At 59.5% G+C, this 19414-nt stretch carries 22 protein-coding genes; 12 read left to right on the forward strand and 10 right to left on the reverse strand.

Annotation, left to right across the window (positions count from 1 at the left end):
* Positions 1–2 precede the first annotated feature (2 nt).
* Both ruvA and ruvC read right to left on the reverse strand, forming a co-directional pair.
* Positions 3–659, reverse strand: coding sequence for a Holliday junction branch migration protein RuvA (gene ruvA, locus SKA53_RS08295; protein ID WP_007205673.1), 657 nt, complete (start codon positions 657–659; stop codon positions 3–5).
* The gene (gene ruvC / locus SKA53_RS08300; RefSeq protein WP_007205674.1) at positions 656–1162 is read right to left on the reverse strand and encodes a crossover junction endodeoxyribonuclease RuvC; all 507 of its coding nucleotides are present in this window, start codon (positions 1160–1162) and stop codon (positions 656–658) included. The genes ruvA and ruvC overlap by 4 nt, the downstream gene beginning before the upstream one ends.
* A 288-nt stretch (positions 1163–1450) precedes the next feature.
* Here ruvC and SKA53_RS08305 point away from each other — a divergent pair, with 288 nt between their 5' ends.
* Entirely contained in the window at positions 1451–1654 is a 204-nt protein-coding gene (locus SKA53_RS08305; RefSeq protein ID WP_007205675.1) for a DUF1127 domain-containing protein, read from the forward strand.
* A gap of 55 nt (positions 1655–1709) precedes the next feature.
* Here SKA53_RS08305 and SKA53_RS08310 read toward each other — a convergent pair whose 3' ends face one another.
* The 4 genes from SKA53_RS08310 to SKA53_RS08325 form a co-directional block, all read right to left on the reverse strand.
* Entirely contained in the window at positions 1710–2030 is a 321-nt protein-coding gene (locus SKA53_RS08310; protein ID WP_242601252.1) for a hypothetical protein, read from the reverse strand.
* A gap of 120 nt (positions 2031–2150) precedes the next feature.
* Positions 2151–3041 (reverse strand): 50S ribosomal protein L11 methyltransferase, encoded by an 891-nt coding sequence (locus SKA53_RS08315; RefSeq protein WP_040482868.1) that lies wholly within the window; start codon positions 3039–3041, stop codon positions 2151–2153.
* A 52-nt stretch (positions 3042–3093) separates the two neighbouring features.
* Positions 3094–3744: a peptide-methionine (S)-S-oxide reductase MsrA gene (msrA, locus tag SKA53_RS08320; protein WP_007205678.1), complete on the reverse strand. Its 651-nt coding sequence runs from the start codon at positions 3742–3744 to the stop codon at positions 3094–3096.
* Between the two features lie 49 nt (positions 3745–3793).
* Positions 3794–5023: an MFS transporter gene (locus SKA53_RS08325; RefSeq protein ID WP_007205679.1), complete on the reverse strand. Its 1230-nt coding sequence runs from the start codon at positions 5021–5023 to the stop codon at positions 3794–3796.
* Positions 5024–5146: 123 nt separating this feature from the next.
* Between SKA53_RS08325 and ccoG the strand changes: the two genes are divergently transcribed.
* The 9 genes from ccoG (at position 5147) to SKA53_RS08370 (ending at position 14891) form a co-directional block, all read left to right on the forward strand.
* A complete protein-coding gene (gene ccoG, locus SKA53_RS08330; protein WP_040482869.1) occupies positions 5147–6562 on the forward strand; it encodes a cytochrome c oxidase accessory protein CcoG in 1416 nt (471 codons plus the stop codon).
* A complete protein-coding gene (locus SKA53_RS08335; RefSeq protein ID WP_007205681.1) occupies positions 6559–7029 on the forward strand; it encodes a FixH family protein in 471 nt (156 codons plus the stop codon). Before ccoG ends, SKA53_RS08335 begins: the two co-directional genes overlap by 4 nt.
* Positions 7026–9173, forward strand: coding sequence for a heavy metal translocating P-type ATPase (locus SKA53_RS08340; RefSeq protein WP_007205682.1), 2148 nt, complete (start codon positions 7026–7028; stop codon positions 9171–9173). Before SKA53_RS08335 ends, SKA53_RS08340 begins: the two co-directional genes overlap by 4 nt.
* Positions 9170–9325, forward strand: coding sequence for a cbb3-type cytochrome oxidase assembly protein CcoS (gene ccoS, locus SKA53_RS08345; RefSeq protein WP_007205683.1), 156 nt, complete (start codon positions 9170–9172; stop codon positions 9323–9325). The genes SKA53_RS08340 and ccoS overlap by 4 nt, the downstream gene beginning before the upstream one ends.
* Positions 9326–9514: 189 nt before the next feature.
* On the forward strand, positions 9515–9799 hold the full coding sequence (locus tag SKA53_RS08350; RefSeq protein WP_007205684.1) for a co-chaperone GroES: 285 nt from the start codon (positions 9515–9517) through the stop codon (positions 9797–9799).
* A gap of 51 nt (positions 9800–9850) precedes the next feature.
* Positions 9851–11500, forward strand: coding sequence for a chaperonin GroEL (gene groL, locus SKA53_RS08355; protein ID WP_040482870.1), 1650 nt, complete (start codon positions 9851–9853; stop codon positions 11498–11500).
* A 281-nt stretch (positions 11501–11781) separates the two neighbouring features.
* A complete protein-coding gene (locus tag SKA53_RS15045) occupies positions 11782–13179 on the forward strand; it encodes a Hint domain-containing protein (RefSeq protein WP_007205686.1) in 1398 nt (465 codons plus the stop codon).
* Between the two features lie 94 nt (positions 13180–13273).
* Positions 13274–14110 carry a DMT family transporter gene (locus SKA53_RS08365; RefSeq protein WP_040483225.1) on the forward strand — a complete coding sequence of 279 codons (837 nt, stop codon included), beginning with the start codon at positions 13274–13276 and terminating at the stop codon, positions 14108–14110.
* A 55-nt stretch (positions 14111–14165) separates the two neighbouring features.
* Positions 14166–14891 (forward strand): alpha/beta fold hydrolase, encoded by a 726-nt coding sequence (locus SKA53_RS08370; protein WP_007205688.1) that lies wholly within the window; start codon positions 14166–14168, stop codon positions 14889–14891.
* A 44-nt stretch (positions 14892–14935) separates the two neighbouring features.
* Here the strand turns inward: SKA53_RS08370 and SKA53_RS08375 are convergent, their stop codons facing one another.
* From SKA53_RS08375 to SKA53_RS08385, 3 genes are all read right to left on the reverse strand, one after another.
* Positions 14936–16003: a 5-(carboxyamino)imidazole ribonucleotide synthase gene (locus SKA53_RS08375; protein ID WP_007205689.1), complete on the reverse strand. Its 1068-nt coding sequence runs from the start codon at positions 16001–16003 to the stop codon at positions 14936–14938.
* Positions 15996–16484 (reverse strand): 5-(carboxyamino)imidazole ribonucleotide mutase, encoded by a 489-nt coding sequence (gene purE, locus SKA53_RS08380; protein WP_007205690.1) that lies wholly within the window; start codon positions 16482–16484, stop codon positions 15996–15998. Before purE ends, SKA53_RS08375 begins: the two co-directional genes overlap by 8 nt.
* Before the next feature lie 67 nt (positions 16485–16551).
* The gene (locus SKA53_RS08385) at positions 16552–16770 is read right to left on the reverse strand and encodes a YdcH family protein (RefSeq protein WP_007205691.1); all 219 of its coding nucleotides are present in this window, start codon (positions 16768–16770) and stop codon (positions 16552–16554) included.
* A gap of 158 nt (positions 16771–16928) precedes the next feature.
* On the opposite strand from SKA53_RS08385, the gene SKA53_RS08390 reads away from it, so the two are divergent.
* Together SKA53_RS08390 and SKA53_RS08395 are read left to right on the forward strand one after the other, a co-directional pair.
* Positions 16929–17342 carry an Hsp20 family protein gene (locus tag SKA53_RS08390; protein ID WP_007205692.1) on the forward strand — a complete coding sequence of 138 codons (414 nt, stop codon included), beginning with the start codon at positions 16929–16931 and terminating at the stop codon, positions 17340–17342.
* Positions 17343–17345: 3 nt separating this feature from the next.
* Positions 17346–17570: a DUF1150 family protein gene (locus SKA53_RS08395; RefSeq protein ID WP_007205693.1), complete on the forward strand. Its 225-nt coding sequence runs from the start codon at positions 17346–17348 to the stop codon at positions 17568–17570.
* 59 nt (positions 17571–17629) lie between these two features.
* On the opposite strand, the gene SKA53_RS08400 is transcribed toward SKA53_RS08395, so the two are convergent.
* Positions 17630–19354, reverse strand: coding sequence for a bifunctional sulfate adenylyltransferase/adenylylsulfate kinase (locus SKA53_RS08400; RefSeq protein ID WP_242601253.1), 1725 nt, complete (start codon positions 19352–19354; stop codon positions 17630–17632).
* Between the last annotated feature and the right edge of the window lie 60 nt (positions 19355–19414).

Consider the following 19414-nt stretch of genomic DNA (forward strand, 5'->3'; position numbering starts at 1 on the left):
ATCTAGCCTTTTGGCGCCAGCAGCTGCAAGGCGGCGCGGATCAGCACACCGGCATCCGCCTGCGGATCAGCGCCCAGCGCCTGCACCACGGCACTTGCCGCATCACCCGGCGCATAGCCAAGGTTCGCCAGTGCCGACATTGCATCGGCCTGCGCAGTGCTGGCGGGTTGCGGGGTGGCGCGCGGTGCGGGGGCGGGGTCTGCCTCGATCACCTCATCGCCGGTTGCGGCGGACAGGCCCGCACCCAGCGCCATCACGCCGGGGGCCTTGTCCTTTAACTCGATAATCACGCGCTGCGCGGTTTTCGGCCCCACGCCACGCGCCTTGGCCACGGCGTTCCAGTCGCCAAGTGCTATGGCGCGGCTGACGCCATCCGCCCCCAGCGCACCAAGGATGGCAAGCGAGGCTTTCGCTCCGATCCCTTGCACCGACATCAGCAGGCGGTGCCATTCCTTTTCCACCAGCGTGGTGAAACCGAACAGCTGCAACAGGTCTTCGCGGACAAGCAGGTCAGTATAAAGTGCCACCGCCTCACCATTGCGCGGCAGGCTGGCCATGACGCGGTCAGACACATAGACCAGATAGCCGACCCCGCGCACGTCAATCAGCACATGGTCGGTGCTGCGATATTCCAGCCGTCCGGCGATTTTCCCGATCATGCGCTCGCCTTTGCAAGGGCGGCGTTCAGCCGGTTCGCAGATTGCAGGTGATGGGCATGGCAGATCGCAATGGCCAGCGCATCGGCAGCGTCAGGCCCCGCCAGTTTCACACCGGGCAGTTGCAACTTGACCATATGCGCGATCTGCACCTTGTCGGCATGGCCCACGCCGACGACGGCCTTTTTGATCGCATTGGGCGCATACTCCCCGATCGTCAGCCCCGCCTGCGCCGTCACCAACAGCGCGATCCCGCGCGCCTGCCCTAGTTTCAAAGTACCGACCCCGTCTTTGTTGACAAAGGTCTGTTCGACCGCCGCCTGCGTCGGACGATGCAGCGCGATCATCGCAGCCAATTGGTCGTGGAGCGACAATAGCCGCATCGCCAGATCGTCACCCGTCGAATGGGCAATGCCGTTGGCAACATGGGTGATCCGTGATCCGGCCACGTCGATCAGCCCCCAGCCCATGTTTCGCAGGCCCGGATCTATCCCCAATACGCGCATTGCTCGCCCCTTATTCTTGGTTGTCAGGACGTTAGCACAAAAGGCGAACAAAGACCAAGCAGCTTTGCGATGGCAAGTCGTCGCAAAACGAAGCTGGGCCGCGTTCTACGTTCTGAAAGCAACCGACTGAAGCTCAATGATTAAAGGTGTTTTAGTGACCTAATGCGCAAAAATTAGTCATTCTATAAACGCATATGACCCATGCAAAAACAAATCTGGTGTAGTACTGAAAAGGCCCCTACATGCCGCTTATCAGATTTTCGCTGCACAGCAGCATGTACAAGGATCATGGCCATGGCCACTTTTGCAACCAACCGCACGACCGCCGGCATGTCCGCCGGATTCGTCGTTTATATCATCGGTGCCTTTGCCGCATGGAACGACGCCCGCATCACACGCAACGCATTGTCCAAGCTGTCGGCGCGTGAACTGGACGACATCGGCCTGTGCATCAGCGACATCGACATGATTGCAAGCCGCACCGCACGCTGAACCAACCGCATCATTGCAGATATGGCCGCGCTGGCGACAGTGCGGCTTTGTGTGTTTAGCGCAGGTCGCCCAGATAGGGTGCAAGGAAATCGCCAATCAGGACGGTCGCGGGGTCGATCTGCATCACCCATGCGCCTGCACGGTCCATCACGCCGCCCTGTGCCAGACTGGCGACACGCTCGGCATAGGCGACGTTCCCAATGCTGGCCAACAACAGTCCCTTGAACATAAACCCTAAAACCACAACAGCGATCATGGCACGCAGCGGGAACTTAGGCCGATAGGCGCGCGGCTTCATCACGATCAGGCCGTCCGACGTCACCGACTTTATCGCACCTTTGGCAAGCTGATCATGCTTGCGCGTGATTTGCTTCAAACGCTTTTCAAAAGGTAAATTGGCCTGTGCCATAAAACAGCCGTCCTCGGGAACAACATCATCAACAGCGTCAGGATCGCCAAAAATCCGACCTGAAACAACCCATTTAAGGCATAATCGCTATAAATTTGATGATATCAGTGACTGGCGCCGCACGATCAATGTTGCCCAATCCCCGATACGTGACATTTTGCACAAGTCGAAGCCGTTGCTGGCATAGGTGTGGATCACCTCGTCGGCCTGTTCATTCAGCAAGCCCGAAAGAATCAAATAGCCGCCGGGCTGCATGTTGCCGCTGATTTCAGGCGCAAGGCTGATCAGCGGGCCTTTGAGGATATTGGCGAAAATCAGATCGAACGGTCCGGTCATGCGCGGATCGCCACCACCAAAGCCCGCAGCGACAAGGCAGTCAACCTGCCCGTCAAGCGCGTTCGCGGTGACATTCGCACGCGCGACATCAATCGCGACAGGGTCGATATCGCTGGCCAGCACCGGCCCGCCCAGCACCTTGGCCGCTGCCATCGCCAGCACCGCAGTACCACAGCCCAAATCAAGGATACGCCCGCCGGTGAAACCCAGATCCAGCACCTGCTCAAACGCCAGCAGACAGCCCAGCGTCGTGCCGTGGTGGCCGGTGCCAAAAGCCATCGCAGCCTCAATCAGCAGCGGGATGCTGTCTTGAGGTACCTTGTCGGCATCATGGGATCCGTAAACGAAAAACCGGCCCGCAGGGACAGGGGCAAGATCGCGCTGGACCTTTGACACCCAGTCTTGATCGGGGATTTCGGAAATCGTGAATGGCTTGGCACCATGCAGCGCCGACAGCACAGCCAGCACGCCTGCATCGGGGCGGTCGGTCATATAGGCCGCGACTTCCCACAGGCCGGACCCATCCTCGATCTCGAACACGCCGGTACCGATAGGTTCAGGGTCCAGATGTTCCAGCGCCTCGGACAAGGCATAGGCCGCGTCTTCGCCGGGCATCGTTGTCAGGGCAGTATACGTCGTCATGGCTGTCGCTTTCGCAAAGGATGAGGCGGCTTAGGTCCGCATCACGCCGTGGTCAAGCGCCGACACCGATTGGGCAGGTCACGCCGGTCCCACCGATCCCGCAATAGCCATTCGGGTTCTTGGCCAGATATTGCTGGTGATAGTCTTCGGCGAAATAAAACGTGGGGGCGTCGATGATCTCGGTCGTGATGGCACCAAAACCTGCCTGCGTCAGACGCGGGGCGAAAGCATCGCGCGATGCATCGGCGGCCTGTTTTTGTGCAGCGTTGAACGTATAGATGCCGGACCTGTACTGCGTGCCACGGTCATTGCCCTGCCGCATGCCCTGGGTCGGGTCGTGCCCTTCCCAGAACACCTGCAACAACTGGTCATAACTGATCACGCCGGGGTCATAGACCACGCGCACCACCTCGTTATGGCCGGTCTTGCCGGTGCAGACTTCGTCATAGGTCGCGTTGGGGGTATAGCCGCCGGCATAGCCGACCATCGTCGATTGCACGCCGTCCAGTTTCCAGAACATGCGTTCCACGCCCCAGAAACAGCCCATCCCGAAAATCGCGACCTCCATCCCCGCAGGGACATCCGCGCTGATCGGTGTGCCATAGACGAAATGCGTGGCAGCTGTGGGGATCGGGTTTGCGCGCCCCGGCAGGGCGGCAGTGGGCGAGATCATTTCGGATTTGGCGCTTTTCATGAAAAACATATCAGGCTCCTGTGCTTTGGGTCAGATATAGGGCTGGCGGATGTAATTTCTACTCTGCCGCGGCCAGCAGGCGGTTTTGGAACACTGTTTCGTGGCCAGGTGCTGGATGGCGCGGGATCAGCAGCGACAGACCCAGCGACACCAGCGCCATGCCCGCCGCAAGCATGAACACATAGGCCGGCGAGGTCAGCCAGACATAGCCCAACAATGCGGGCAGAAATACCGCCGCGATATGGTTGATGGTAAAGGCGACCGCCGCTGTCGGCGCAATATCGGCGGGGTCCGCGATTTTCTGAAAATAGGTCTTCATCGCCAGCGCGAGGCTGAAGAAAATATGGTTGATAATATAAAGCCCCGTTGCCAGCGCGATCCCCCAGCCAAAATAATAAAGCCCGCCATAAGCGAAGAACACGCCCGTCAGCCCCACATATTCGACGACCATCGCGCGCCGTTCACCGAACACCTGCACCAGCCGCCCCAGAAAGGGTGCCGCGATCATATTCACCAGCAGCGTGAACATGAACAGGCGGGTGATGTCCGAGACGCTAAAGCCGAATCTCTCGACCATCATGAAGCCTGCGAAGACCACAAAAATCTGCCGCCGCGCGCCGGACATGAATTGCAGCGCGTAATATAGCCAATACCGTTGGCGCAACACCATCCGTTTGTTCTGCGGATGGGGCGATTCAAACTGTGGATAGGCCAGCAGGCAAAAGATGGCGACAACCGCCGTGAACCCGCCCGACACCCAATAGACAAGGCTGAAACTCAGCCCCAACCTGTCCCATGTCAGCACGATCAACAGATAAACCAGCAGCGTCGCCGCCGACCCTGCCGACAACAGCCAGCCCAGCGTCTGGGGCGCCTTGTTCTTGTCGATCCATTGCAATTGCAGCGACTGGTTGACCGTCTCGTAATAATGAAACCCGATAGACGACAGCATCGTCACCGTCAGAATGCCCGCCATCGACGGGAATTGCGCGGTCACCGCCGTCGCCGCCCCCAGCATGACCAAGGCCACCAGCCCCAGCACCTGTTCGCGGATGAACATGATCAGCGCGATCACCCCGATCGCAAAAAACCCCGGTATCTCGCGCACCGAATGCAGCCAGCCAATATCGGCCCCATCGAAACCCGCGACCTCGATTACGAAATTGTTCAACAGTGCGGACCATGTCGCAAAGGCCACCGGCATAGCCATGGCCATCACGAACAAAAGCGCGATGGGTCTGCGCCAGAACGGCAAGGACGGGGTGTTTTCAAGGCGGATGATCTGCATGGAATCTGACTTACGCCCGTTCAAAACCAAAAGCGAGCGCGATGCTTGATCCACATCAAGGATGTTTGCGCCCGAGTCTTTAGAACGAAGACTGCGAACAGACCCGTTTTGACAAGGTACTTCATGTCTTCCCCACAACCCCAACCGCTTTACGCACCGCGAGAGCCGATCTTTCCGCGCCGTGTGAAAGGCTTTTACCGCAACCTTAAATGGTGGGTGATGGCAGTCACGCTGGGCATCTATTACCTGACGCCCTGGATCAGATGGGACCGTGGGCCGAACCTGCCCGATCAGGCGGTGCTGATCGATATGGCGCACCGGCGGTTCTATTTCTTCTGGATCGAAATCTGGTCGCATGAATTCTATTTCGTGGCCGGATTGCTGATCATGGCGGGGCTGGGGTTGTTCTTGTTCACCTCGGCCCTGGGGCGCGTCTGGTGCGGCTATACCTGCCCGCAGACGGTCTGGACCGACCTTTTCATCCTTGTCGAACGCTGGATCGAAGGCGACCGGAACGCCCGTGTCCGGCTGTGGAACGCCAAGTGGGACGCGCGCAAAATCCGGCTGCGGGCCACCAAATGGAGTGTCTGGTTGCTGATCGCCGTCGCCACGGGTGGCGCATGGGTGTTCTATTTCGCAGATGCGCCAACGCTCGCGCGGGATCTGGCGACATTTCAGGCGCCATTCGTCGCTTGGGCCACGATCGGCGTGCTGACCGCCACGACCTTTGTCTTTGGCGGGTTCATGCGCGAACAGGTCTGCAATTACATGTGTCCTTGGCCACGCATTCAAGCCGCGATGATGGACCCCGAAACGCTGACCGTCGCCTACCGCGACTGGCGCGGTGAACCACGCGGCAAGCAGCGTGTCGAGGGGGCGGGCGATTGCATCGACTGCATGGCCTGCGTCAATGTCTGCCCTGCGGGGATCGACATCCGCGATGGCCAGCAGATGGAATGTATCACCTGCGCCCTTTGTATTGACGCCTGCGATGACGTGATGGCCAAGATCGGCAAGCCGCGCGGGCTGATCGACTATCTGGCGCTGTCCGACCAAGAGGCCGAAGCGAACGGCAAGCCTGCCAAACCGATCTGGGCGCATGTGCTGCGGTTTCGCACTGTGCTTTACACCGTGCTCTGGGCGCTGATCGGCGTGGGGCTGGTCTTTGCGATGTTCATCCGCGCCGATCTGGAAATGACCGTGTCACCCGTGCGCAACCCGACCTTTGTTGTCCTCAGCGACGGGACCGTGCGCAATATCTATGACATCCGCCTGCTGAACAAGCTGGGCGATGACCGGGTCTTTGCGCTGTCACTGGTATCGGATCAACCGCTGGATATCAGGCTGGAAGGCGCGGATCTGAACATCGTCACAGTGCCTGCGAATGAAACCATGCTGCAGCGCGTCTATGTCTCGGCCGTAGCTGGCACGCCTGCTGCAGTTGCCGACCGCATCGACCTGCGGTTCTGGGTTGAGGATGCAATCACCGGCGAACGGGCATTCACGGAGAGTATTTTCAACGGAAGGGCCGCGCAATGACTGCAAATCTGCAAAAACCACGCGAATTCACTGGCAAGCATATGCTGGCGGTCATGCTGGGTGGTTTCGGGATCATTATCAGCGTCAATTTAGGTATGGCCTATCTGGCGATTTCCACCTTTCCAGGTGTCGAAGCGCGCAGCACCTATGTCGCCAGCCAGACCTTCGAGGCGAACCGCACAGCGCAGGACGCGCTTGGCTGGGATGTGGTGGCAACGCTGGACGACGGTCTGCTGACGCTGGCGATCCAGGACGCGGATAGCATCCCCGTCCAGCCCAAGGTGCAAAAGGCAATCTTTGGCCGTGCCACCCATACCGGCGAAGATCACACCCCCGATTTCACATGGACCGGGACCGCGCTGATTGCGATGGTCCCATCGCGCGACGGTTACTGGAACCTGCGGCTGGAGCTGGAATCCGCGGACGGCACGATCTTTCGCCGCCGTATCCAGTTGCGTGACCGATGAGCGATACAGCCGCCTGCCCCGCCTGCATCGGCATCCCCGAAGGAGCGCTGAAAAAAGCGGCGTCGCGCGGGGCCGAACAGATCATGCTGTCCTTGCCCGCGATCCATTGTGTCGCCTGTATCACCGGCGTGGAACGCGCGCTGGAAAAGCTTGACGGCGTCGCCTCTGCCCGCGTCAACCTGTCGATGAAACGCGTGACAATTGGTCTTGACCAACCGCTTGCGCCAGAGGCGCTGATCGACGCGCTGGAACTCGCAGGGTTCGAGGCGCGCAGCCTTGATCAGAGCCTTCTGAGTGCAGAAAAAGACCCTGTCGGCAGCGCCTTGATGACCCGCATCGCGGTGTCAGGCTTTGCCATGATGAATGTCATGCTGATGTCGGTGGCCATCTGGTCGGGTGCTGTGGGCGCGACCCAGCATATGTTCCACCTGCTCAGTGCGGCGATTTCCATCCCTGCCGTGGCCTATGCGGGTCAGCCGTTCTTTCAGCATGCATGGTCGGCCTTGCGGGTGCGGCGGCTGAACATGGATGTGCCGATCTCGCTGGCGCTGATCCTGACCACCGGCATGTCACTGTTCGAAACACTCTATGGCGGCGAACATGCCTATTTCGAGGCGGCGGTGTCGCTCGTCTTCTTTCTGCTGATCGGGCGCTATCTGGACCACCGCAGCCGCAAGGCTGCTGCATCCGCCGCCGCACAGCTGGCCGCGTTAGAGGTGCCGCGCGTGATGCGCCTGCGGGATGGCGCGCGCGAAATGGTGGATTTCGCCGATCTTGCCGTGGGCGATCTGGTGCTGGTCCTGCCCGGCGGGCGGATTCCCGTGGATGGTGAAGTGACTGATGGCGCCAGCCAGATCGACCGGTCGATGCTGACCGGCGAAAGCCGCCTGCACCATGCCGCCACTGGCGGACAGGTGACGGCGGGCGAAGTGAATATGACCGGCCCGCTGACCATCCGCGCCGCGACAGTGGGCATGGACACCACCCTGCGCAAGTTGGTCACGATGGTCGATGCGGCCGAGGCCGTACGCAACAAATACACCGCCATCGCAGACCGGGCGGCGGCGCTTTATGCGCCGATGGTGCATCTGCTGGCGCTGGCGACCTTCACGGGCTGGGTATTGTGGTCGGGCGATGTGCGCCTGTCGGTGAATATCGCGGTCGCCGTGCTGATCATCACCTGCCCCTGCGCGCTGGGTCTTGCGGTGCCTGCTGTATCAACCATCGCCGCCGGAAGGTTGTTCCGCGCGGGTCTGCTGGTCAAGGACGGCACTGCGCTGGAACGGTTAGCCGAAGTGGATACCGTTGTGTTCGACAAGACCGGCACGCTGACGATGCCCGTCGCCGCGCGTGATACGCTGACCGCAGACGAACAGGCCATCGCCCTTGCCATGACCCAGAACGCCAGCCATCCCGTGTCGCAGGCCATTGCCGCCGCATTGGACGGGGTGACGCCCGCCACGGTTACCGACCAGAAAGAACATTCCGGTCAGGGCCTCAGCGCGGTCTGGAACGGCCAGATTATCCGGCTTGGGTCCGGTGCATGGTTGGGGGCCGGGGTCGGCACCTATCTGCAAATCGGACAGCTCACACCGCGCAAGATCAAACTGCTCGCAGGACTGCGCGACGGTGCGCAGGACCTCGTGATTGCCTGGCAAAAGGCCGGTCTGACCGTGCATCTGGTGTCGGGCGACGATAGGGCCGAAACGGAAAGGGTCGCCGATCTGCTGGGCATCACCCGCTGGCAGGCCGAAACCCAGCCGGAAAATAAGATTACCTATATCAACGCGCTCTCCGCCCAAGGGGCCAAGGTGCTGATGGTCGGCGACGGGCTGAACGATACCGGCGCGCTGACGGCGGCCTATGCATCGCTGTCGCCCGCAACCGCCGCTGATGCATCGCGCGCGGCATCGGATATCGTTCTGCTGAACGACAGCCTTGTGCCGCTGATCGAACTGCCGCTTGTTGCTCGCGCCGCCAAGAAACGGATCGTGGAGAACTTTGGCATCTCGGCCGCCTATAACATCATCGCGATCCCGATTGCGGTTGCCGGTTTCGCCACCCCGCTGCTGGCCGCGATCGCCATGTCCACCTCGTCGATCACCGTGCTGGTGAACGCATTGCGTATGAAAGGACGGGTATGAACGTTCTGGTGATCCTGATCCCCGTGTCGCTGGTGCTGGGGGCCTTGGGCCTTGCAGCCTTTCTTTGGAGCCTGCGGGCCAATCAATACGACGACCTTGAAGGCGATGCCTGGCGCATCTTGTCGGATGACGACAGCAAGCCCCCGAATTGATCTTTCAAAGCGACGCGCACAAGACTGCCGAGCCAAGATTTCGGCATCGGCCAAAACCAGCCGGAAATCTTTGGTACAATCGGCGCGGGCCTGTTGACAGCCGCGTGAACGGTTCATATCTACCTGCCGTTGGCACTCGGACTGGCTGAGTGCTAACATTATCGATAACCGAACTGGAGAAGTTCTGAAATGGCATTTAAACCACTTCACGACCGCGTATTGGTCCGCCGTATCGAAAGCGATACGAAGACCAAGGGCGGTCTGCTGATTCCCGACACCGCCAAGGAAAAGCCCGCAGAGGGTGAAATCGTCAGCGTCGGCGAAGGCGCGCGCAAGGACAGTGGCGAGCTGATCCCGATGGCCGTCAAGGCCGGCGACACGGTGCTGTTTGGCAAATGGTCCGGCACCGAAGTCCGCATCGACGGCGAAGAGCTGTTGATCATGAAGGAAAGCGACATCCTCGGGATCATGTGATCCCGGCGATACCGCCTTTCCCCTTTTCAATAATTCAAGGAGCACATGCAAATGGCTGCTAAAGAAGTAAAATTCGGCACCGACGCGCGTAACCGGATGCTCAAGGGTGTGAACATCCTTGCCGACGCCGTCAAAGTGACGCTTGGCCCCAAAGGCCGCAACGTGGTTATCGACAAATCCTTTGGCGCACCGCGCATCACAAAGGACGGTGTCTCTGTCGCCAAGGAAATCGAACTGGAAGACAAGTTCGAAAACATGGGCGCGCAGATGGTCAAAGAAGTGGCCAACCGCACCAATGATGAAGCCGGCGACGGCACCACGACTGCGACCGTTCTGGCACAGGCGATTGTCCGCGAAGGCATGAAATCTGTCGCCGCTGGCATGAACCCGATGGATCTCAAGCGCGGCATCGATCTGGCAACCTCCAAAGTCGTCGAAGCGATCAAGGCTGCCGCCCGTCCCGTCAACGACAGCGACGAAGTCGCACAGGTCGGCACGATCTCTGCCAATGGCGAATCTGAAATCGGCCGCCAGATTGCGGATGCGATGCAGAAAGTCGGCAACGAAGGCGTGATCACCGTCGAAGAAAACAAGGGTCTGGAAACAGAAACCGTTGTCGTCGAAGGCATGCAGTTCGACCGCGGCTACCTGTCGCCATACTTTGTGACCAACCCCGAGAAAATGACAGTCGAGCTGGAGGATGCGATCATCCTGCTGCACGAAAAGAAACTGTCGTCGCTGCAGCCAATGGTACCCCTGCTGGAATCCGTGATCCAGTCCGGCAAGCCTTTGCTGATCATCTCTGAAGACGTCGAAGGCGAAGCATTGGCGACACTCGTGGTCAACAAGCTGCGCGGCGGTCTGAAGATCGCAGCGGTCAAGGCCCCAGGCTTTGGCGATCGTCGCAAGGCGATGCTGCAGGATATCGCCATTCTGACCGGTGGTCAGGTGATTTCCGAAGATCTGGGCATGAAGCTGGAAAACGTCACCATCGACATGCTGGGGTCTGCCAAGCGGATTTCGATCACCAAGGACGAAACCACTATCGTTGACGGTGCTGGCAACAAAGCGGAAATCGAAGCACGCGTTGCCCAGATCCGTGGCCAGATCGAAGACACATCGTCCGATTACGACCGTGAAAAGCTGCAGGAACGTGTGGCCAAGCTGGCTGGCGGTGTTGCTGTCATCCGCGTCGGCGGCATGTCCGAAGTCGAAGTCAAAGAGCGTAAAGACCGCGTTGACGATGCACTGAACGCAACACGCGCTGCTGTGCAAGAAGGCGTTGTTGTTGGTGGTGGTGTTGCGCTGATCCAGGCCGGTAAGGTTCTGGAAGGTCTGAAGGGTGCAAACTCTGATCAGGACGTCGGCATCGCGATCATCCGCAAGGCGATCGAGGCACCATTGCGTCAGATCGCGGAAAACTCTGGCGTCGACGGGTCCGTCGTTGCTGGCAAAATCCGCGAAAGCAACGACAAGTCGTTCGGCTTTAACGCGCAGACCGAAGAATATGGCGACATGTTCAAGTTCGGCGTCATCGACCCGGCCAAGGTCGTGCGCACAGCCCTGCAAGACGCGGCATCCGTTGCCGGCCTGCTGATCACCACCGAAGCCATGATTGCCGATAAGCCGTCGAAAGACAGCGGCAATGGCGGCGGCATGGGTGACATGGGCGGCATGGGCGGCATGGGCGGCATGATGTAAGCGAAATCCGTCAGGATTTGACTGGCAGGTGGCAGGTGTTTGCTTGCAAATACCGACAGCCAGCCAAGTGCTACAACATTGCTACAAAGGGCGGTCCCATCGCGGGCCGCCCTTTTTCTTTACACATTTTTAAGATTTCTTGGGGCGCGAGCCTCAAAAAAGCCAGAAAGCCGGAATAGCGCTGGCCCTGACACAGTCTGTGTGTGGTTGCAGTGCGGGCATGGTTAATGGGTGAATTGTCGCGGTAAGTCTGTTCTTTGCGACGGTGAAAGGTGCGTCAGGTGGCAGATAAAAGTTTTACATACACAAACAATTTTGATGGCGGCGAGAACGTCTCTGGATCGCTCAGCGTCACCGTCCGCCCCGGACAAGCATCTCAGACAACCGGCACCAACACCCAGATCAGAGACAGCGCCAACGACGGCGACAATGACAACGAACTGATTGTATATAGCGGCAGGCAGGTTGGGGGCTTTGCCGAATTCGCTGACGAACGCTTTGACGCCGTGGGCGGCCAACCATCGGACGCGCGAGCCACCAGTTTCACGATGACCGCGAATGTCGATATCGTCCCCTCGAACGTGAATTCCTCTGGAAATGGTCAGATTGACGGTTTTTCATTCAACTTTGGCCGGACATCGACCCTGCCAGCGGCCGGTGACGGGGTCACATCTGCCCAGCAGGGTTCGTTGGAACAGGGTCTATCGACAGGTTTGTCGATCAGGGTCATGCCGTTTAATCAGTCCATTCAGATTGTCTGGAACGGCAATGTTCTTAATCAGCTGAACGGTCTGACGAACCTCGAAAACTTGGCTGCGGGCCAGATGACCGTCAGTGTTCAGGAAAACGGTCTGGTCAATGTCAATTTCAATGGCATACAGCTGAACGCCATGATCCCGTCGGTGGATGGCAAATCTGGCCTTACCGCCGCCGATCAGACCGATTGGGGCTTTTCCTTTGCGGGGCGCACCGGTGGTAACGCTGGCGAAATCTGGGTCGATGACATTGCGCTAACCGGGCGGATCGTCTGTTTCACCAAAGGCACGATGATCGCGACGGCATCTGGCGCGAAAGCGGTCGAAGACCTGCAGCCCGGCGATCTGGTCCTGACCCGCGATCATGGCTTGCAACCGATCCGCTGGGCCGGACATTGGCAGGCCGATGCAGCAAAACTGGCGTTGCAGCCCAGCTTGCAGCCAGTCCTGATCCGCAAGGGCGCGCTGGGTCGTGATATGCCGGCCAGCGATATGATGGTGTCAGGCCAGCACCGGATCATGGTGGCATCCGCTATCGTCGAACGGATGTTCGACGCTCAGGAAATGTTTGTCGCGGCAAAGCATCTGATCGGCCTTCCCGGCGTTGAAAGCGCCGCGCTGAACGATGGGGTCACTTATTACCACATCCTGTGTGACGCACATGAAATCGTCTGGGCCAATGGTGCCTGGGCGGAAACGCTGCTGATTGCGCCGGAAATGTACGAAAGCCTGCCCTGGTCCTCTGTCACGCGGATTTTCCAGCTGTTTCCCAATCTCAAGGCCCTGCTGGACAACCCGCAACCTGCCCGTCCCAGCATGACCCGCAAACAGGCAGCAAAAATGGTGCAACGCCATGTCCACAATGACAAGCCATTGGTCACAAACGATTTTGCCAGCCCCAAGGGTGTCCGCGCTGCCGGATAAAGGGTCGGACAGGCATCCTGCCCATTGTCGTGTCTTATGGATTGACCTAGTGCAATAGCGGTCAATCCCGCACGGCATATTGGACAGCGATGTGATCAGAATTTTCGTTTTGCTGGCCGTGACGATGTCTGCCTTTGCCGCCAATTCGGTGCTGAACCGGCTGGGTGTCGCGCGCTATGGCATGGACCCGATGGATTTTGCAGCGATCCGCGTGGTGGCAGGTGGCTTGATGCTTTGGGTCTTGGTCGGTTTGCGCGGCACCGCGCGCCCGCCGCTGTGGTCTGGCCGCAGGATCGGGGGCGCTGTCTGTCTTGCCGGTTATATGGTCGGGTTTTCATGGGCGTACCTGAGCCTTGATGCGGGCATCGGGGCCTTGATCCTGTTCGGTGTCATTCAGGTCGTGATTTTTGGCTGGTCGGTCGCCGCAGGGCAGGTGATCCCGCCACGGCGCTGGCTGGGGGCAATGGTGGCCTTTGGTGGGCTTTGCGTTCTGCTATGGCCATCGGGGGCGCAGGCCCTGCCTTGGGGTGGTGCCACCGCGATGATCATCGCGGGGATGGCATGGGCGGGCTATACGCTGCTGGGGCGTGGCGAGCCTGATGCGCTGGGGGCCAGTGCTGCGAATTTCGTGCTGTGCCTGCCTTTGGTGCTGTTGGTCCTGCCTTTGTCAGACGCGGGCCAGCTGTCCGTCGCCGGTGTCGCCACCGCCGCCATCGCAGGTGCGGTCACATCGGGGCTTGGCTATGCTTTGTGGTATCACATCCTGCCGCAGATCGCCGCAACCCTTGCCGGTATCGCGCAGCTGAGCGTGCCGGTCCTGACCGTCGCCGCCGGTGCGCTGCTGCTGGCAGAACCTGTGACAGCCCAGCTGATCATTGCGGGGATGCTGGTTCTGGGTGGGATCGCCATCGCGCTGCCCGCGCGACGTTAGGTTCTGGTATGTTCGGGGGTTCCGCATCGGCACAGCGATCCCTACTTATCAGGTCATGAAGACATTTGTCGCCTCTGTCATGATGGCCTTCGTGGCCGCGCCTGTGGTCGCGCAGGACTGCGTTGTCATGTTGCACGGCCTTGCCCGAACCGAAATTTCGATGACCGCCATGGCGTTGGTGCTTGAGGGTGAAGGCTACCGCGTTGTCAATCGCGGCTATCCATCCACCGAAAGCACGATCCCGAACCTTGTCGCCGATTATGTGACCGAGGATGTGGCCGCCTGCGGTGACAGCAGGGTAAACTTCGTGACCCATTCGATGGGTGGCATCCTTGTGCGCGCCTGGCTGACCAATAACCGCCCCGAAAAAATGGGCCGCGTCGTGATGCTGGGGCCGCCGAATGGCGGATCGGAACTGGTGGATATCTTTGGCGATTTCGAGCCGTTCCAATGGGTCAACGGCCCGGCAGGGTTACAGCTTGGCACGCAGGAGGACAGTTTTCCCAACTCGCTGGATTATCTGCCCTTTCAGATCGGTATCATCGCGGGCAACCGTAGCCTGAACCCCGTCTATTCTGCCCTGATCGAAGGGCCAGATGACGGCAAGGTATCGGTCAATTCGACACGTCTTGATGGCATGGCTGACCATATCGTGTTGCCGGTGACGCATACCTTCATGATGAATAATCCGGTGGTGATCACGCAGGTACTGGAATTTTTGCGCAATGGCCGCTTTGACCCGGACCTGACAATGACGGATGTGATCCTCGGGACTGAATAAGGTTTTGCCGCCCCTGCGGGGCGACAAGCCTCCGGCGGGGATATCTAGGCTCGGAAGATGCGGTTGACATGGCCCATCTTGCGGCCGGGTTTTACCTCGGCCTTGCCGTAAAGATGGATCGCCGCATCGGTTTTCGCGTAATCGCCCAGCCTGTCCATGTCATTCCCGATCAGGTTTTCCATGATCACATCGGCATGGCGCGACCCGTCGCCCAAAGGCCAGCCCGCCACGGCGCGGATATGCTGTTCGAACTGGCAGATGGTGCAGCCATTCTGGGTCCAATGCCCCGAGTTATGCACACGCGGAGCGATTTCATTGACGATCAGGCCCTGTGGCGTGACGAAAAGCTCGACCCCCATGACACCGACATAATCCAGCGCGTTCAGGATGCGCGCCGCGATCAGTACTGCATCGGTGCGCTGGCTGGCAGTTAGGTTGGCGGGGACCTTGGTCGTGCGCAGGATGCCATCCTGATGCACGTTCTCGCCAGGGTCATAGCAGGCGACCGACCCGTCCTGCCCACGCGCGCCGATCACCGACACCTCGTGGGTGAAGTTGACAAAACCTTCGAGGATCGCAGGCGCCTCCGCCATATCGGCCAAAGCGCGCGGCGCATCTTGGGCCGTCTTGATCCGCGACTGCCCCTTGCCGTCATAGCCCATGCGCCGTGTCTTGAGGATCGCGGGCGCGCCGATGCTCGCAATGGCCACATCGAGTGCCGCCATATCAGGCACATCGGCAAAGGGCGCAGTTTGCAGACCCAACCCTTGCAGAAAGGTCTTTTCGATCAGCCGGTCCTGGCTGGTCGCCAGCGCCTGCCGCCCCGGGTGGATCGGGGCCAGTGTTTCCAGCAGGTCGAGGGCAGAGGTGGGGATGTTCTCGAATTCATAGGTGATCACATCGACCGATTGGCCGAACGCGGTCAGTGCGGCATGGTCTTCATAGCTGGCCGTCGTCACGCGATGCGCCACATCGCCTGCGGGCGGGTTGGCGCTCGGCTCAAAGATATGCACTTTCAATCCCAACCGCGCTGCCGCCACCGCCAGCATCCGCCCTAATTGCCCGCCACCCAGAATTCCGATGGTGGCCCCGATTGGCAAAGCATTATTCATCGACAGGTTCTTCCGGAATAGCGGCAGAAAGGGCGGCGCGCCATGCGTCCAGCCGTGCAGCAAGGGCAGGATCTTGCAAAGCCAAGATACCAACGGCCATCAGCCCCGCATTCGCCGCACCCGCAGCACCAATGGCCATCGTTGCCACCGGAAAACCGCGCGGCATTTGCAAGATGGAATACAGGCTGTCCACACCGCCCAACGCCTTGGTCTGGACCGGCACACCGATCACCGGCACACGGGTTTTTGACGCCATCATACCCGGCAGATGCGCCGCCCCGCCTGCCCCTGCGATGATGACTTGCAAACCGCGCGTTGCGGCTGTTTTGCCATAATCCCACAACCGGTCTGGTGTCCGATGGGCGGAAACGATGCGTTTTTCATAGACCACGCCAAGCTGGTCGAGCATATCCGCCGCCTCGCGCATGGTGGGCCAATCCGACTGGCTGCCCATGATGATCCCGACCAAAGGGTGCGTCATTGTGCTGATCCCATACCAAAACTTGAAGCGGCACTATAGCCATGCGCGGGGCCACCGCAACGGGCGATCAGGCGATGATATCGGGGAGAATACGGTCTTCCAGCACGACGATCTGGTCCTTGAGCGCGAGTTTTTGCTTTTTCAGCCGCTTGATCGTCAACATGTCGGTCGATGCACGGTCATGCAGCGCGTCTATCGCGGAATCAAGATCGCGGTGCTGGCGCTTGAGCATTTCCAGCTTGACGCGCAAAACGTCGATTTCATCCATCTTGGCAAAGGTGGTCATTGATCCGCATCATCCCGCAGCTGATGCCCCTAGATAACCAAAGTCGGGCCAACATACTAATACTTCCTCTTGATCAGGTCATGATCGGCACCCATATTTCAATCAGGCCGCCGCACGCGGGGCCATACCGACAGTCGCTTGAACGAAGGGCATGTCTTATGACGAAAATGGCTTTGGGAACCCATCCGTTCCTTTTGGGCTTTGAACAGCTGGAACGGCTGGTCGAACGCACCGCGAAAACCGGCAATGACGGGTATCCGCCTTATAATATCGAACAAACCTGTGCCACATCCTACCGGATCACCCTGGCCGTGGCCGGTTTCGCCGAAAGCGATCTGGCGATCACGGTCGAGGATAATTCACTGGTGATCCGGGGCCGCCAGCGCGACGACAGCGAAGGGCGCATCTATCTGCATCGCGGAATCGCTGCGCGGCAGTTCCAGCGGTCATTCGTGCTGGCCGACGGTGTCGATGTCGGCGAGGCGGTGATGGAAAATGGCCTGCTGCATGTCGATCTGACACGGTCGGTTCCCGACCGCGTGGTCCAGACGATCAAGATCAGGAAAGGCTAGGCCATGAACATGAAATACGATTTGAAAACGCTGGGGCAGGATATCGTCTATGTCAAACCCGTGCTGACAGCCGATCTGCCCGACGAGGTGCGCGCCGAAATCGGCGACCTGCGCGAGGTGTTCGCCGTCCACAACACCAAGGGCGAGCAACTGGCGCTGGTTGCAGACCGCAAGCTGGCGTTTCATCTGGCGCGCGAAAACCACATGCATCCAGTGACGGTGCATTAAGGCGCGCAGACCAGCGCAGCCGCCTGTGGCCTGCATCATGATGCAGGCCACGCCACGCTTCAGCCCTTGATCAGCCCAAGGCTTTCGAGCTTGAGCAGCACCTGATGCGCGCAACCGTCAACGCTTTGGTTTTCGGTATCCAGCCGCAGTTCTGGATGGTCAGGCACATCATAGGGGTCGGAAATACCAGTGAATTCCGCGATCTTGCCGGCGCGCGCGAGCTTGTACAGCCCCTTGCGGTCGCGCCGTTCGCATTCCTCAATGGATGTGGCGACATGGACTTCTATGAAGGCGCCGAATTGTTCGACATCCTCGCGCACGGCGCGACGGGTCGTGGCATAGGGCGCGATCGGTGCGCAAATCGCGATGCCGCCATTCTTGGTGATCTCTGACGCGACATAACCGATGCGCCGGATGTTCAGGTCGCGATGTTCCTTGCTGAACCCCAGTTCCGACGACAGGTTCTTGCGTACGATATCGCCATCCAGCAAGGTCACCGGACGTCCGCCTATTTCCATCAGCTTGACCATCAGCGCATTGGCGATGGTGGATTTGCCCGACCCCGAAAAGCCGGTGAAAAACACGGTGAAACCCTGTTTCGCCCGCGCGGGGCGGCTTTTGCGCAGTTCTGCGACGACCTGCGGAAAAGAAAACCATTCGGGGATTTCCAGCCCTTCGGCCAGACGGCGGCGCAATTCGGTGCCGGAAATATCAAGGATCGTCACCTTGTCCTTGTCTGCAATCTCGTCAGCGGGTTCGTATTGGGCGCGGTCCTGCACATAGACCATCTGTTTGAAATCGACCATTTCGATGCCCATTTCGTCCTGATGTTCGCGGAACAGGTCCTGCGCGTCATAGGGGCCATAGAAATCCTGACCGGCAGAATTCTTGCCCGGTCCGGCATGGTCGCGGCCGACGATGAAATGTGTGCAACCGTGGTTCTTGCGGATCAGCCCGTGCCAGACCGCCTCGCGCGGGCCAGCCATGCGCATGGCAAGGTTCAAAAGGCTCATCGTGGTGGTGGCGGATGGATATTGGTCCAGCACCGCCTCGTAACAGCGCACGCGGGTGAAATGGTCGATATCGCCCGGTTTTGTCATCCCGACCACGGGGTGGATCAACAGATTCGCTTGTGCTTCGCGCGCGGCACGGAAGGTCAGTTCCTGATGCGCGCGGTGCAAAGGGTTGCGGGTCTGGAATGCCACGACCTTGCGCCAGCCCAGTTTGCGAAACAATGCGCGCAATTCGTTGGGCGTATCACGCCGACCACGGAAATCGTAATGCACCGGCTGCTGGATGCCGGTGACCGGCCCGCCCAGATAGACGCCGCCCGCTGTGTTGTGCAAATAATTCACCGCCGGATGGGCGCTATCGTCGGCGCCATAGACCTTTTCGGCCTCGTGCGCTTTGTTCGGCACCCATTTGTCGGTGACGGTCATGGTCGCAAGGATCACACCTTCCTGATCGCGCAGCGCGATGTCCTGCCCGATCGTCACCTTGTCGGCAAAGCCTTCGCTGACATCGAGCGTGACCGGCATTGGCCACAGCGCGCCATCAGCAAGGCGCATCGTGTCAACAACACTGGTGTAATCCGCCTCGGACAGAAACCCTTTCAACGGGTTGAACCCGCCGTTCATCAACAATTCCAGATCGCAGATCTGGCGCGGCGTCAGGTCGTGACTGACAAGATCGCCCGCCTCTGCCTTGAGTTTCTGGGCGCTCTCGTAAGAGACATAGAGTTCGGGGATTGGGGCCAAATCTGGTGGCATAATTTTCACTGACATCGCTGGTTACCGTTGCCGTGGCATAGACTCCGCGATGCGCCGTTGTCTAGTAATCCGCGC

This window comes from Yoonia vestfoldensis SKA53, from assembly GCF_000152785.1.
Taxonomy (GTDB): domain Bacteria; phylum Pseudomonadota; class Alphaproteobacteria; order Rhodobacterales; family Rhodobacteraceae; genus Yoonia; species Yoonia vestfoldensis_A.

What these genes read in the sequence shown, in the direction of transcription:
- ruvA (WP_007205673.1), bottom strand. Translation starts at nt 659, where the DNA reads ATGATCGGGAAAATCGCCGGACGGCTGGAATATCGCAGCACCGACCAT.
- ruvC (WP_007205674.1), bottom strand. Translation starts at nt 1,162, where the DNA reads ATGCGCGTATTGGGGATAGATCCGGGCCTGCGAAACATGGGCTGGGGG.
- SKA53_RS08305 (WP_007205675.1), top strand. Translation starts at nt 1,451, where the DNA reads ATGGCCATGGCCACTTTTGCAACCAACCGCACGACCGCCGGCATGTCC.
- SKA53_RS08315 (WP_040482868.1), bottom strand. Translation starts at nt 3,041, where the DNA reads ATGACGACGTATACTGCCCTGACAACGATGCCCGGCGAAGACGCGGCC.
- msrA (WP_007205678.1), bottom strand. Translation starts at nt 3,744, where the DNA reads ATGTTTTTCATGAAAAGCGCCAAATCCGAAATGATCTCGCCCACTGCC.
- SKA53_RS08325 (WP_007205679.1), bottom strand. Translation starts at nt 5,023, where the DNA reads ATGCAGATCATCCGCCTTGAAAACACCCCGTCCTTGCCGTTCTGGCGC.
- ccoG (WP_040482869.1), top strand. Translation starts at nt 5,147, where the DNA reads ATGTCTTCCCCACAACCCCAACCGCTTTACGCACCGCGAGAGCCGATC.
- SKA53_RS08335 (WP_007205681.1), top strand. Translation starts at nt 6,559, where the DNA reads ATGACTGCAAATCTGCAAAAACCACGCGAATTCACTGGCAAGCATATG.
- SKA53_RS08340 (WP_007205682.1), top strand. Translation starts at nt 7,026, where the DNA reads ATGAGCGATACAGCCGCCTGCCCCGCCTGCATCGGCATCCCCGAAGGA.
- ccoS (WP_007205683.1), top strand. Translation starts at nt 9,170, where the DNA reads ATGAACGTTCTGGTGATCCTGATCCCCGTGTCGCTGGTGCTGGGGGCC.
- SKA53_RS08350 (WP_007205684.1), top strand. Translation starts at nt 9,515, where the DNA reads ATGGCATTTAAACCACTTCACGACCGCGTATTGGTCCGCCGTATCGAA.
- groL (WP_040482870.1), top strand. Translation starts at nt 9,851, where the DNA reads ATGGCTGCTAAAGAAGTAAAATTCGGCACCGACGCGCGTAACCGGATG.
- SKA53_RS08370 (WP_007205688.1), top strand. Translation starts at nt 14,166, where the DNA reads ATGAAGACATTTGTCGCCTCTGTCATGATGGCCTTCGTGGCCGCGCCT.
- SKA53_RS08375 (WP_007205689.1), bottom strand. Translation starts at nt 16,003, where the DNA reads ATGAATAATGCTTTGCCAATCGGGGCCACCATCGGAATTCTGGGTGGC.
- purE (WP_007205690.1), bottom strand. Translation starts at nt 16,484, where the DNA reads ATGACGCACCCTTTGGTCGGGATCATCATGGGCAGCCAGTCGGATTGG.
- SKA53_RS08385 (WP_007205691.1), bottom strand. Translation starts at nt 16,770, where the DNA reads ATGACCACCTTTGCCAAGATGGATGAAATCGACGTTTTGCGCGTCAAG.
- SKA53_RS08390 (WP_007205692.1), top strand. Translation starts at nt 16,929, where the DNA reads ATGACGAAAATGGCTTTGGGAACCCATCCGTTCCTTTTGGGCTTTGAA.
- SKA53_RS08395 (WP_007205693.1), top strand. Translation starts at nt 17,346, where the DNA reads ATGAACATGAAATACGATTTGAAAACGCTGGGGCAGGATATCGTCTAT.
- SKA53_RS08400 (WP_242601253.1), bottom strand. Translation starts at nt 19,354, where the DNA reads ATGTCAGTGAAAATTATGCCACCAGATTTGGCCCCAATCCCCGAACTC.